The sequence below is a fragment of the Mitsuokella jalaludinii genome, from assembly GCF_928722185.1.
GTDB lineage: Bacteria > Bacillota > Negativicutes > Selenomonadales > Selenomonadaceae > Mitsuokella > Mitsuokella jalaludinii.
On record NZ_CAKMXA010000001.1, the window covers coordinates 1,707,087 to 1,720,186 of the forward strand.

A 13,100-nucleotide genomic window follows, 5' to 3' on the forward strand; every position below is an offset into this window, starting at 1 on the left:
GCTGGCAGTATGAGAAAGGATGAATGCGTTGCAGCAGGAATACCATGATGCCCTGTCCGGCATGCAGGGCAGGGATATCCTCGTCATCGGCGACATGGTCGCCGACATCTACCTCGACGGCCGCATCTCGCGCATCTCGCGCGAAGCCCCTGTGCTCGTGCTCGAGCAGGCCGGCGAGAAGGTCGTCGCGGGCGGCGCGGCCAACGTCGTCAACAACATCGCGACGCTCGGCGGCAAGGTCCATGCCGTCGGACTCGTCGGCAGAGACAAGAGCGCTGACGGATTGCGCGCTATTCTCGCGAAGAACGGCGCCGACGTCCGCGGCCTTATCGCCGACGATTCGCGGCCGACCATCTCCAAGACGCGCATCATTGCGGGCGGCCGCGCGACGGTCAGCCAGCAGATCGTGCGCATCGACAGGGAGAGCAAGGCGCCGATGGCCCCAGCCGTCGAGGCGGAGCTGTGCGCCTACATCAAGTCCGTCCTGCCGACTGTCGAGGGCGTCGTCATCAGCGACTACGGCTCTGACACCGTCACCGAAGGGCTCCAGTCCCTGCTGATCGACTATTGTCAGGCCAAGGGCATCCCTAGCATTGTCGACTCGCGCTACGCCGTCCGCCGCTTCCACGGCATCGGCTACGTCAAGCAGAACGATGCCGAGATTGCCGCGGCCATGGGCCGCGAGCTCGTGACGACGGAGGACATTGTCAGGGCGGCAGAGGAGCTCCGTCAGGAGCTCGCGGCCAAGGGCGTCCTCGTGACGCGCGGCGAGCTCGGCATGGTCCTCGTCGAGCACGGCGCCGTCCACGAGATCCCCGTCTCCGACAAGAGCGAGGTATTCGACGTCTCCGGCGCCGGTGATACCTGTGTCGCGACCGTCATCCTGGCGCTGGCCGCCGGTGCAGAGCCGGCGCTCGCCGCGCGCCTCAGCAACATCGCGAGCGGCATCGCCGTGCGCAAGCTCGGCACGAGCACGGTTTCCGTGCGCGAGCTCGCCGAGGCCGTCGAGAAACAACATCCGGAATATCCGTCAAAGTGAGGGAATACCATGCTGATTGACCCAAATGATATCGAGAAGCTCTGCGAGATTCTCCATCGCGCCGGCGAGAAGATCGTCTTCACGAACGGCTGCTTCGACATCCTGCACGCCGGCCACGTGCGCTACCTCGAGAAAGCGCGCTCCTTCGGCGACTGCCTCGTGCTCGGCCTCAACACGGATGCATCCGTGCGCGGCAACAAGGGCCCCGCGCGCCCCATCAACGGCGAGCTCGATCGCGCCGAGGTCGTCGGCGCACTCAAGGCCGTCGACTACGTCGTCTTGTTCGGCGAGAAGACAGCCGAGACCATCATCGCCAAGGTCCGCCCCGACGTCTACGTCAAGGGCGGTGACTACACGCTCGAGACGCTGCCCGAGGCCAAGATCGTCCAGAGCTACGGCGGCCGCGTCGAGTTCGTCCAGATGGTCGTCGGCCGCTCGACGACAAACGTCATCGAGAAGATAAAAAATATGGAGGGATGATTGCGCTGTGAAGAATATCCTGATCGTGAAGATGAGCTCCATCGGCGATGTCATCCACGCCCTGCCCGTGAGCTACGCCATCAAGGAGACGTATCCCGATGCCCACCTGACCTGGGTCGTCGAGCCGCCGGCCTACGACATCGTCGCGATGGCCGCCTGCGTCGACGAGATCATCGTCTTCGAGAAGAAGAAGTTCCGCAGCGTCAAGGGCTTCCTGCAGAACTTCCTGCCGCTGCGCCAGAAGATACAGGCGCGCGACTACGACGTCGTGCTCGACCTGCAGGGCCTCTTCAAGTCGGCGGCCGTCGCCGCGCTCGCCAAGGCCCCGAAGGGGCAGAAGTACGGCATGTGGAACATGCGCGAGGGCAGCCAGCTCATCTCGAAGCCCGTCATCGGCCCGCACTGCCACGACCACGTCATCGAGCGCTACCTCGACACGGCGCGCGCCATCGGCTGCGCGGTCAAGGAAGTGCGCCTGCCCATCCGCGTGCCAGAGCGCGAGCAGCAGCTCACGCGCCAGATCGTCGCGCAGGCCGGCGCCAATATGGCGAATCCCTACACCGTGCTCGTCGTCGGTGCCAGCTGGCCGACAAAATGCTGGCCGGACGGGCACTTTGCCATGCTCGGCGACTGGCTCTACAACCACGGCGTCATCCCCGTGCTCGTCGGCAGCGGCCCCGTCGAGACGCAGAAGGCCGCCGAGATCGCGGCCAAGATGGACATCCCGCCGATCGACCTCGTCGGCAAGCTGAACTTCAAGCAACTCGCCTACCTCTTCCAGCAGTCGGCGGCCGTCGTCGGCGGCGACACGGGCCCGACGCATCTCGCCGTCGGCATCGGCGCGAAGACCGTCATGCTCATGGGGCCGACATATCCGCACCGCACGGGACCCTACGGGCAGATGGAGAACCTGCTCGTCGTCGACCGTGACTGCCGCGAGTGCATGAAGCGCGTCTGCCCGCTCGGCCACGACTGCATGGCCGTCATCAAGCCCGAGCAGGTCGAAGCAAAGCTAAAGGCCCTCGTGCCAGCGCTCGCTGCCGTCACCATCTGAAGCCAAGTAGTCTAGCAAGAAGGAAATTTTCATGTACAAGAATATCCTCGTCATCAACACGATGCACATCGGCGACCTCATGCTCGTGACGCCGGCCCTGCGCACGCTGCGGACGAACTATCCCGAGGCGCACATCGCGCTCTTGACGGACAAGCCGCTCGGCGACCTCGTGCGCTGTAACGAGAACCTCGACGAGTGCATCCTCATCGACAAGCACGGCAAGGACAAGGGCCTCCTCGCCCTCGTGCGCTTCATCCGGAAAATCCGCGCGCGCCACTTCGACCTCGTCATCAATTTCCACCGCAATGAACGCGCTTCGGCCATCGCCGCCTTCTCGGGCGGCAAGCGCATCGTCGGCTACTCGCAGCCCGGCTTCAAGCGCTTCTTTGACAAGGTCATGCCGAACCGCGCCATGGCCGACACGCCACCCGAACTCGTCAAGCATCAGGTGCTCTGCCACCTCGATGTGCTCAAGGAGGCCGTCGGCGTCAAGACCATCGACGACCGCGGCCTCGAGATGATGCTGCCGCCAGAGGAGGAGGCCAAGGCCGCCGCACTCTGGCAGCAGGAATTCGCGCCCGAGGCCAAGGTCGTCGCCTTCAACATCGGCGCGAGCTGGCAGACGAAGCGCTGGCTCGACAGCTACTTTGCCGCCTGCGCCGACCGCTTCATCCGCGAGGGTTACGACGTCGCCTTCATGGGCGGCCCGACCGACGTGCCGCTCGTCGAGAAATGCCGCGCGCAGATGGAGGAGCAGGAGCATGTCCACGTCTTCACGGGCAAGGTCAGCCTGACCGTGCTCGCAGGCCTCTTGCGGCGCTGCTCGCTCTTCCTCACGACCGACTCCGGCCCGATGCACGTCGGCGTCGCCATGAACGTGCCCATCGTCACGATGTTCGGCGCGAGCCCCGTGCCGACCTTTTACCCGTACGACGGCAAGGACGTCCTCATCAAGACGCCCGAGCCCTGCCACCCCTGCGGCATCCACGAATGTCCGCGCAAGGGGCAGGATAACATGGCCTGCATGAAGAATATCCCTGTAGACACCGTCATGAAGTACGCGGAGGAACTCCTCGCGGCCCACGACGGCGCGTCGGCCTACGAGTGGCCGCCCCATCCGGGCGACTACAAGTGCCGCGTCATTGAACTTTGAGATTTTGAGCCTTTACGCTTGGGATGTATTGAGAGGTGTCCAATGGAAAACGAACAGCTTTATGATTTTGTCGCCCAGCGCACCGCGCGCTGCAAGATCCTCGTCGTCGGCGATGTCATGCTCGACAAGTATTACTATGGCGAGGTCACGCGCATCTCGCCTGAGGCGCCTGTGCCAATCACGCACGTGCTCGAGACGAAGGAGACCCTGGGCGGCGCGGCCAACGTCGCCCACAACCTCGCCCTGCTCGGCTGTGAGACGAGCATCGCGGGCTTCGTCGGCGAGGATTACCACTGCCAGAGCCTGCTCGATAAATTCACGGCCCGCGGCATCGATTACCACGGCCTCATCACGACCGACCGCCCGACGACGACGAAACTCCGCGTCATCGGCGGCCATCAGCAGATGATGCGCCTCGACTTCGAGGAGTCCGCACCAATCACCGGTCCCTATGCCGACCGCTTCCTCCACTACATCAACCAGAAGCTCAACGAGAGCCTCGATTGCGTGATCATCTCCGACTACGGCAAGGGCTCCTGCTCCGAGCAGAACTGCCAGAAGATCATCCAGGCCTGCCACGCCCACGGCGTGCCCGTCGTCGTCGACCCGAAGGGCACGAACTGGGCCAAGTATGCGCACGCCGACTACATCACGCCGAACCTCAAGGAAATCAATTCGGTGCTCCTCGAGCCCATCCGCAATGAGGACAAGGCCGTCGAGAAGGCCGCGCACTACGTTATGCGCAAGTTCAAGCTGCGCAACGTCATCGTCACGCGCTCCGAAGAAGGCCTCTCGCTCGTGCGCGAGGAAGAAGTCGTCCACATCCCGACGAAGGCACAGGAGGTCTTCGACGTTTCCGGTGCCGGCGACACCGTCATCGCCGTCTTCGCCATGGCCTTAGCCGGCGGCCTCGCGCCGCGCGACGGCGCCTACATGGCCAACCTTGCCGCCAGCGTCGTCGTCGCCAAGCTCGGCACCTACGCCGTCAGCCGCGACGAGCTTATGGCCGTGCTTCGGGGTGAATAATACAGTAAACAGTCACTTTGTGATAGGATACAGGAGGAATTCCACATGATTATCGTAACAGGTGGTGCCGGTTTCATCGGCAGCAATATCGTCAAAGAACTCAACCGCCGCGGTCGCACGGACATCCTGATCGTCGACGACCTCAAGGATGGGCAGAACTACAAGAACCTCCGCGGCCTGCAGTTCATCGACTACCAGTACAAGGACGACTTCCTTCAGAGCATCGAGGATGACGACTTCGACGGCACGGACATTGACGCCGTCTTCCACGAGGGCGCCTGCTCCGACACGATGGAGTATGACGTCAACTTCATGATGCGCACGAACTACGAGTACTCCAAGTCCCTGCTGCACTTCTGCCTGCAGCACCGCATCCCGTTCATGTACGCCTCGTCCGCTTCGACGTACGGCGGCGGCAAGAACGGTTTCCGCGAGGGCGACGAGTGCGAGGACGCCCTGAATCCGTACGCCTTCTCGAAGCTCGCCTTCGACCGCTACGTGCGCCAGGTCATGCCTGAAGCCCACAGCCAGATCGTCGGCCTCAAGTACTTCAACGTCTACGGCCCGCAGGAGCACCACAAGGGCAAGATGGCCTCCATCTTCTACCAGCTCTACAACCAGATCAACGAGACGGGCAAGGCGCGCCTGTTCCGCGGCTGGGGCGAGATCGCCGGCAAGCCCGTCGAGGACGGCGAGCAGCGCCGCGACTTCGTCTACGTCAAGGACGTCGTGCGCGTCAACCTCTGGTTCTGGGAGAACCACGGCCCGTCCGGCATCTACAACTGCGGCACCGGCCACGCCCACAGCTACAACGAAGTAGCCAAGGCCGTCATCAAGGCCATGGGCAAGGGCGAGATTGCCTACCGCGACTTCCCCGAGGTCCTCAAGGGCAAGTACCAGAACTTCACCGAGTCCGACCCGACACACCTGCTCGCCGCCGGCTACGACCAGGGCTTCACCGACATGGACGAAGCCGTCAAAGAGTACGTGACCTTCCTCGACAACGGCGGTTACTATGAGTATGGAAAATAAAGCCGTCTTCTTTGACCGCGACGGCACCCTCAACGTCGACATCCACTACCTTCACCGTCCCGAAGACTTCATCTGGATTCCCGGCGCCAAAGAGGCCATCCGTCACGTCAACGACCGCGGCTACCTCGCCATCCTCGTGACGAACCAGTCCGGCGTCGCCCGCGGCTACTACCCCGAGAGCGACGTCCAGCACGTCTACGACTGGATGAACAGCGAGCTCCAGAAAGTCGGCGCCCACCTAGACGCTCTCTACTACTGCCCGCACCACCCCGAGGGCACAGTGCCCGCCTACACCAAGGCCTGCAGCTGCCGCAAGCCTGCCACCGGCCTCATCGACGCCGCCTGCGCCCGCTTCCACATCGACCGCGCGAAGTCCTACTTCGTCGGCGACAGCGACGGCGACATGCTCTGCGCCAAGAACGCCGGCCTCAAAGGCCTGCGCTACGAGGGCGGGAGCCTGCTGGAGCTGGTACAAAGCATCTAAAACAAATAGCTTGTAGAAAAAGAATCATGTTCAACATGGTTCTTTTTTGTTGCAGAAGCCAGCGTTATCGATTAAACTATAGAGTAGTTGCTCCAAGCAATTATATAAGGCATAGTAGAGGTGAACTCCATGTTTTCATTGTTTTTTGACGGGATACAGCAGGATTTGCAGATTGCAATATTTCCGCCTGTCCTGTGTACATTGTTCCGTTTGATTTTCATTGAAGTCTATCGTCCCAAGAAGAACCCTTTTGGCGAATGGCGCAAGTGGCTGGCCTGCTTCCGCTATGGCTTCTGGTGGGGCATGGACTTCAATGCGTACGTTTTCTTGCTGCTGGTCCTTTTCGTCAGCCTGCCGGGCGCGTTCTTGCCCGCTTACTTTGCCATCGGCGATACGATACGGCAGGCCGCCGTCACAATCTATGCCGTGGTGCTCTACACCGCTTTCCTTGGCAAGATGATCTTTTACTATCATTACCACGACATCTACAACAGCACACTCTGGCTGGGCAAGAAGGCCGAGAAGCACAATCTGCTGGACATCTTCTTTCACCAGAACCACGGCGTCCTGCTGATTCTCAGCTACATCCCGTACACGCTGTTCTGCTGGTGGGCGGGGGAAGCATTTCTCTCCATCCCGCAGCTGACGTACTACCTCGTACCGTCAGGAGCCCTGCAGATTGCCATCAACACAGCCATCGTGATCGGCATAGCACTCCTGTTTTACTACTTCCGCTACGGTGGCACGCTGATCCACGACAATAAGCCGGAGTGGGACACGATCCCGAGCATCGTCAAGGAAGACATCTTCATGGCGCGTGCGACGGTAGATGATCTGATTGCACTCGAGAACGTGCTCAAGCATCCATTGCAAGAGGGCCTGAGCCATACCGATGAGGAAGATGAGCCCGTCATCGACGCCATCATGCCCGATGCGATGAAGGGCGGCAAGTGGAAGGAACTCCAGAATCCTGCCGAAGCCTTCGTGCACGAGGCAAAGGGCGCACGCATCAAGAAGCCAAAACACATCTTCTTGATCGTGGGCGAGAGTTACGCGCAGATGCCGCTCGACGATATCTACAGCGACTACCACATCATGGACGGTGCCAAGGCGTTTCGCCAGGACCCGCATACGGTATCGCTTAACAACTTCCTGCCAGCCGGCATGATCTCTCGCCCTGCCATCGTCAGCCTGATGACGGGCATCTTTGATGCGAAGCTGGAGCTCAACGAACGCGAGGATTTCTGGCATGGCACACTGGCCACGACATTGCCCAATCAGCTGCGCAAGCTGGGCTACCGCTCCATCTACTGGTACGGCGGCAATCCCACGTACGGTAACTTCGACAAGTTCGGCCCTGCCGTTGGCTTTGACAAGGTCATGGGCGCTACAGAGTTCTGCCCGCCCGACTCGCCGAAGACATGGGTGGGCGTCTACGACCACATCTTCCTGCAGCATGCAGCAGAGCTCATCCAGGAACTCGATGACGATACGCCGACCTTCCACTACATCTACACGACCTCGAATCACGGTCCCTACAAGATGCCGCTCAAGAAGCTCGGCTTCGATGCCGACGCAGTCCTCAAGGACTTGCCGGAGTCGGTGCGGCATAACCACAAGAAGCAGAAGGTCTTGGGCACTTATTGGTACAGCGATAAAGCCATCTCGGACTTTGTGGCGGAGATGGAGCGCGTCTACCCAGACGCCCTGTTCATCGTGACGGGCGACCATGCGAGCATCCCGATTCACCCGGGCGATACGCTGACGCGCCAGGATGTCACCCTGCGCGAGCAGTTCTGTACTTCCTTTGCGATGCACCACCCAGAGCTCACACAGGACATCCTCTCAGGAAACACGATTGGCGGCCATATGAACATCATGCCGACCATCTTCGAGCTGATTGCTCCTAAGGGATTCTCGTACTATTCCCTCGTGCCATCGCTGACGGAGCCAATCGACCACGTTGTGACGCCGTATCACTGGCTCACCAAGGAAAACGTGGGCTCAGCGCAGACGCCGGTATATCAATCCACTGTCGCTACGGATCAAGAGGTGCCGACAAAGGAGAGTACGGGCATCCGCTATGCGGATGAGATTGCCGGTGTTGATGCCTTGACAGCCTGGATTGTCCGTCATCCAGAGATGTTGAGCAACTTTCGTTGAAGGCCGAAACTTCTCGCAATATAGCTAAGATTAGGCATTGTAATAGAAAACCCTGTCGCAAGATAGGGTTTTTCGTTTGCTATTTGCACAATGGACTTGTTTAGAGTAAACTTATGATAAGAAGGATGACGAGGTTATCTTGTAGAATACATATAAGGAATGGAATGCATGCTGGATTATATAAGATTAGGAAAGAAAATATACAATACAGAAAATCCGCGCGAAGCCAGACGCATGGTGGTCTTCGTTGGGCGCTGCTTGTTGAACATGAGACGCATGAAGCGTCTGTATCAATTTTTTACGAGCGATGCGCTTCTCGGCAAACTGGCAGAGGAATATCCTTTTGTCTACGAGCAGCCGACGCGTGCTTTCTTCTACAATAAGTCGACGTTTGATGAGCGTGCCAAACTTGTCGAGCAGCATATGGACTACTTGTCGAAGCATCTCAAAGCAGATGTATTCCTAGGTCTTTATGGGGATGAGCACTACATCCTCTGGGAAAGCCATGATGAAGGTGGCCATCTGCGCTTCGAGCTGTCGTATCATCCCGGCCAGCGTAAGGAAGGGCTCTTGTCCGTTGTCCTGTGCCTCGACGAAGCAGACCTCTACCAGATGATGTTCTGGATTGCGCCAAACAAGGCTGGTGAGTGGGCACTCTGGATCGGTGCGATGCAGGGCCCGAACATGGAGAACGCCAAGGACATCGTCAAGAAGGTCACGAAGCGTTGCCATGCCTATCGCACGAAGAACTTCATCCTGCACGCGACACAGGAGACGGCCAAGGCCCTCGGCCTCAAGCACATCTATGCTGTCACGAACTACGGTTACTATGCGAACAACCACATCCGCCGCGACCGCAAGCTCAAGACGAGCTTCAGCGACTTCTGGAAAGAGTCGGGCGGCCGTCCGTGTGCCGACCAGCGCTTCTACGAGCTGCCGATGACGGAATACCGCAAGACCATGGAAGAAGTCCCGACGCGCAAGCGCGCTAACTACCGCAAGCGCTACGCCCTACTCGATGAAGTCGACGCTTCTATCGCAGAGAAGGTCCATGCACTGTTGAAATGACGAGAGAACGAGGGAAATATGAGCTCACTAGCTATCTTGATCCTGACGCGCAATGAAGAAGAGAATATCATCTCGGTAGTGGAGAACGCCAAGAAGTGCACGGATGAGGTCATCATCATCGACTCGGGCAGCACGGACCGTACTGTTGACTTGGCAAAGGAGCACGGCGCCAAGGTCAGTTTCCGCGCCTGGACAGATGACTTTTCAGCGCAGCGCAATTTTGCACTCGAGCAGACAAATGCCGATTGGGTGCTCTACCTCGATGCCGATGAACGGCTCAATGATGCGCTCATCGCTGAGGTTAAGCACATCGTCGCGTCCGGCAAGATGGATGCGCAATACGCCATCACACGTAAATCCGTCGCCTTTGGCGTGACCTTCAGCTACGGCGTACTCTATCCTGACCATGTCCTGCGCATGTTCCCCCGCGAAAGCGTCACTTGGGTCAACAAGGTCCACGAACACCCCGAGTGCCCGCTGCCCGCCAAACGCCTGCCGGGCTACATCGAGCACCATACCTATAAGGACTGGCATCAGTGGGAAGAGAAGCTCTGCCTCTATACGACCATTTGGGCAGAAGATGCCTACCGAAGAGGGAAACGAACGACTTTGCCAGGAATCTTTACCCATAGTCTGGGCGGCTTTTTCAAGATGTTCTTTGTTCGGAGAGGTTTCCTGGACGGGTATCTCGGCATGTACATGTGTTGCAATCATTTCTTCTATACGATGCTTAAGTATTTGAAACTGCACGAATTGCAGAGAAGAGGAGCCTAATTTATGAGGATTGCGATATTAGAATCCATCGTTATGCCTGCTGGCCATGAGGTAGAATTTGACCGCATTCTCGTAGAAGAATTGAAGAAGCAGGGGCATGAGCCAGTGTTCTTTGTGCCGGAACACTTTCCGTTCAAGCTCGACTATCACTGCGATGTCGAGTATCTGGCGGGCGGCGAAGCGATATCGTATGCGGGTGTCGGCAGGATCAAGCGGCTCTGGCTGTCATTCCAGAGGGAACGCCGCCGCCTGGCTTGGTTCAACAGCGCCTGTGAAAAGGCGAAGCAGGGCTATTGCGATGCCATCGTCGTGCCGACGAACAGCTGGCGCGTCATGCGCTCGGTCCGGAACAGCGCCATCAAGAACAGCCCTGTCCCGGTCCTGTTCCTATTCCATGGTATCATGCCAAAAGACAGAGAGCGCTTCTGCGATGGTGTCAAGAGCCTCCGGGCTTACTCGAATATCCATCTCGGCGCACTGGGCTTGCAGACGTCGTTCCCCGAGCTGTCTGATTGCCCAAACTTCCATACAGTCATGGCACCAGTCTACATCCCGTTTGATTTGCCGGTCACACCAGAATTCCATGTGCACGAGCCGCTGCGGCTCGGCTTCTTCGGGCAATACCGCCGCGAGAAGAATCTCGACTTTTTCCTGCAGGCATTTGTCAAGGCGACCTTTACGAATCCCGTCGTGCTCACGGTGCAGGGCGCTACCGTGACGCAGGCCGACGGCGACGACTTCGAGCGCTTGAAGCGTGAGTATGCATCGTACGATAATATCCGCTTCCTGCACAAGAACCTCTTGGGCATCGAATGGCAGCGCGAGCTCATGGACATCGATGTTCTGCTCTTGCCATACGGTGCAGAGCGCTACCGCTATCAGCCGAGCGCCATGTTGTTCACCGCAATCGGCTATTACAAGCCCGTCCTGCAGTCTCCCGAGATGAATCCCGAGATTCTGAGCGAGTTCAAGATAGGTGAAGCCGTCAAGCTGGATTCAGTGGATGTGTTCTCCAAGCAGTTGGAACACTTCGTCAATACCTTCCCACAAAAGGCAGAGGAATACCGCCAAGGTCTGATGGGGGCAAACGAGAAATACGGACAAGATAAACTGATTCAGCGGATTGTGGGAATCCTGTCGAGAAAATCTTGAGAGAAGGTGAGAGGATGGAAGAGATACAGCACTTGCATGTGCGTGACTTTGGGCCTATTCAGTCCTGTGATATCGAAGTATAGCGATTGACCGTGCTGACTGGGCCACAAGCGAGCGGCAAGAGCACTTTGGCGAAGTTGATTTACTTTTTCAAGATTGCCAGACAGTATATACAATCGCAGGATTCATCATCTTCACAGGTGGACAAGGGGCTTCGCTCAGTATTCCTGCGGATCTTTGGCGATGTGACAAGCCTTTCCGATGCGATGCAGGTCCGCTATACTTTTGCAGATGGGCATTGGCTAGAAGTCATTAAAGGCCAGCATCCTCAAACCCATTCGCAGACAGTATTATTTCACTACAGTCAAGATATTCGCTAGTTGACAGGGGAGAAGATGGAGACTGTTTACATCCCTGCAGGTCGCAGTATGATCACCCTTCTGAGCGATCAGCTCCCGGTGCTCTTCACTGATCCGAACCGTCAACTGCCCGCATTGGATTACTGTACCAATGCATACATCCATGGGATTTTGTCTCTGCGCCAGTCCTTTGCCAATGGCTTAGAAGGCTTATTGAAGCAGGAGATTGAAACGACCGATAAGCATTTGAATCTGCCTGTGCTGAAACATATGATGCAGCTGACAGAGAAAATCCTCAAAGCACGTTACTGTTACCGCGCAAGCGAAGAACAGCTCTTACTGGACGTAGACGAAACAGTCAAATCCATCAAGGTCAATTTTGCCTCTTCGGGTCAGCAGGAGACCGTATGGGCCTTGAATCTGCTCTTTTACTATTTGCTGGAAGATAAGCCGTCATGTATCATCTTGGAGGAACCGGAAGCGCATCTCTATCCGGATTCGCAGAAATACATGGCAGAAGCTCTAGGGACTTTTGCAAATGTTGGCAATCAGGTTATCGTCACGACACATAGCCCCTATATTCTGGGCGAGTTCAATAATCTGCTGTATGCTGCTGAGATACGTTCGGCTGACGCACAGCGTGATGCAATCGTGCCGTCTTGTGAGATGTTAGATGCATGCTGGACAAAAGCAGTCCATGTCATCAATGGCCAAGTCATCGATGGCATGGATGATGGTTTGATTGACAATAGTCTGATTGATGGAGCTTCTGACATAATCAATGATGAAAATGATGCGTTGATGGAACTCAAGTGGCAAACGGAGAAAGATAATGGGTAAGTTAGCAAGTTTCAGTCCCTGTGCAGCGAACGGCAGTCAAAAATCGTATCACAAGACAGAGAAAGTCGAAATCCTTGCAAACACGTTGCTGTCAATAAAGATCGCTCACACGTTGCACAATATCAATTGGATGGTCAGGTCTTTACAGGACATGAACAACGGTGTGATTTTCTAGTTATGAATCAGGATAAGAAGTCCGCATATCTGATTGAACTCAAAGGCTCTAATATCTTGTATGCTATGGATCAGGTAATTTCTGCAGAAAAGTTATTAAAAGGAGATTTAGCTACTTATTCCATATTCTATCGTATTATCTATCGGAGCAGGACACAAGAGGTCAGAAAAAGCCGTATTATTCGCTGGAGGGAAAAAGAAGGAAAGAGGGATGGGATTCCTATCGTTATCCTTAAAGAAAAGCAGCTTGAAGAATCAATTTAAATAGGATGAAAGAATAAAATAGATACTTATTTGAAGAG

General features: G+C 57.1%; 13 protein-coding genes. All 13 read left to right on the forward strand.

Features of this window, described 5'->3' with window-relative positions:
- Nucleotides 1–19: 19 nt before the first annotated feature.
- Nucleotides 20–1,039 (forward strand): bifunctional heptose 7-phosphate kinase/heptose 1-phosphate adenyltransferase, encoded by a 1,020-nt coding sequence (locus QDI87_RS07935; RefSeq protein ID WP_278742848.1) that lies wholly within the window; start codon nucleotides 20–22, stop codon nucleotides 1,037–1,039.
- A gap of 9 nt (nucleotides 1,040–1,048) precedes the next feature.
- Nucleotides 1,049–1,519, forward strand: coding sequence for a D-glycero-beta-D-manno-heptose 1-phosphate adenylyltransferase (gene rfaE2 / locus QDI87_RS07940; protein WP_278742849.1), 471 nt, complete (start codon nucleotides 1,049–1,051; stop codon nucleotides 1,517–1,519).
- A 7-nt stretch (nucleotides 1,520–1,526) separates the two neighbouring features.
- On the forward strand, nucleotides 1,527–2,573 hold the full coding sequence (gene waaC / locus QDI87_RS07945; RefSeq protein ID WP_278742851.1) for a lipopolysaccharide heptosyltransferase I: 1,047 nt from the start codon (nucleotides 1,527–1,529) through the stop codon (nucleotides 2,571–2,573).
- Nucleotides 2,574–2,604: 31 nt separating this feature from the next.
- Nucleotides 2,605–3,726 carry a glycosyltransferase family 9 protein gene (locus QDI87_RS07950; protein WP_278521174.1) on the forward strand — a complete coding sequence of 374 codons (1,122 nt, stop codon included), beginning with the start codon at nucleotides 2,605–2,607 and terminating at the stop codon, nucleotides 3,724–3,726.
- 42 nt (nucleotides 3,727–3,768) lie between these two features.
- A complete protein-coding gene (rfaE1, locus tag QDI87_RS07955) occupies nucleotides 3,769–4,752 on the forward strand; it encodes a D-glycero-beta-D-manno-heptose-7-phosphate kinase (protein WP_005840878.1) in 984 nt (327 codons plus the stop codon).
- A 45-nt stretch (nucleotides 4,753–4,797) separates the two neighbouring features.
- Nucleotides 4,798–5,784 (forward strand): ADP-glyceromanno-heptose 6-epimerase, encoded by a 987-nt coding sequence (rfaD, locus tag QDI87_RS07960; protein ID WP_005840879.1) that lies wholly within the window; start codon nucleotides 4,798–4,800, stop codon nucleotides 5,782–5,784.
- Entirely contained in the window at nucleotides 5,774–6,268 is a 495-nt protein-coding gene (locus QDI87_RS07965; protein WP_278521189.1) for a D-glycero-alpha-D-manno-heptose-1,7-bisphosphate 7-phosphatase, read from the forward strand. The genes rfaD and QDI87_RS07965 overlap by 11 nt, the downstream gene beginning before the upstream one ends.
- A 210-nt stretch (nucleotides 6,269–6,478) precedes the next feature.
- Nucleotides 6,479–8,431: an LTA synthase family protein gene (locus QDI87_RS07970; RefSeq protein ID WP_248617167.1), complete on the forward strand. Its 1,953-nt coding sequence runs from the start codon at nucleotides 6,479–6,481 to the stop codon at nucleotides 8,429–8,431.
- 168 nt (nucleotides 8,432–8,599) lie between these two features.
- The gene (locus QDI87_RS07975) at nucleotides 8,600–9,499 is read left to right on the forward strand and encodes a VirK/YbjX family protein (protein ID WP_036377308.1); all 900 of its coding nucleotides are present in this window, start codon (nucleotides 8,600–8,602) and stop codon (nucleotides 9,497–9,499) included.
- A gap of 18 nt (nucleotides 9,500–9,517) precedes the next feature.
- Nucleotides 9,518–10,273: a glycosyltransferase family 2 protein gene (locus QDI87_RS07980; RefSeq protein WP_036377281.1), complete on the forward strand. Its 756-nt coding sequence runs from the start codon at nucleotides 9,518–9,520 to the stop codon at nucleotides 10,271–10,273.
- Between the two features lie 3 nt (nucleotides 10,274–10,276).
- The gene (locus tag QDI87_RS07985) at nucleotides 10,277–11,425 is read left to right on the forward strand and encodes a glycosyl transferase family 1 (RefSeq protein WP_036377282.1); all 1,149 of its coding nucleotides are present in this window, start codon (nucleotides 10,277–10,279) and stop codon (nucleotides 11,423–11,425) included.
- A 395-nt stretch (nucleotides 11,426–11,820) separates the two neighbouring features.
- Entirely contained in the window at nucleotides 11,821–12,624 is an 804-nt protein-coding gene (locus tag QDI87_RS07990; protein ID WP_081828452.1) for an AAA family ATPase, read from the forward strand.
- 177 nt (nucleotides 12,625–12,801) lie between these two features.
- Entirely contained in the window at nucleotides 12,802–13,062 is a 261-nt protein-coding gene (locus QDI87_RS07995) for a hypothetical protein (RefSeq protein WP_036377288.1), read from the forward strand.
- Nucleotides 13,063–13,100: the final 38 nt, after the last annotated feature.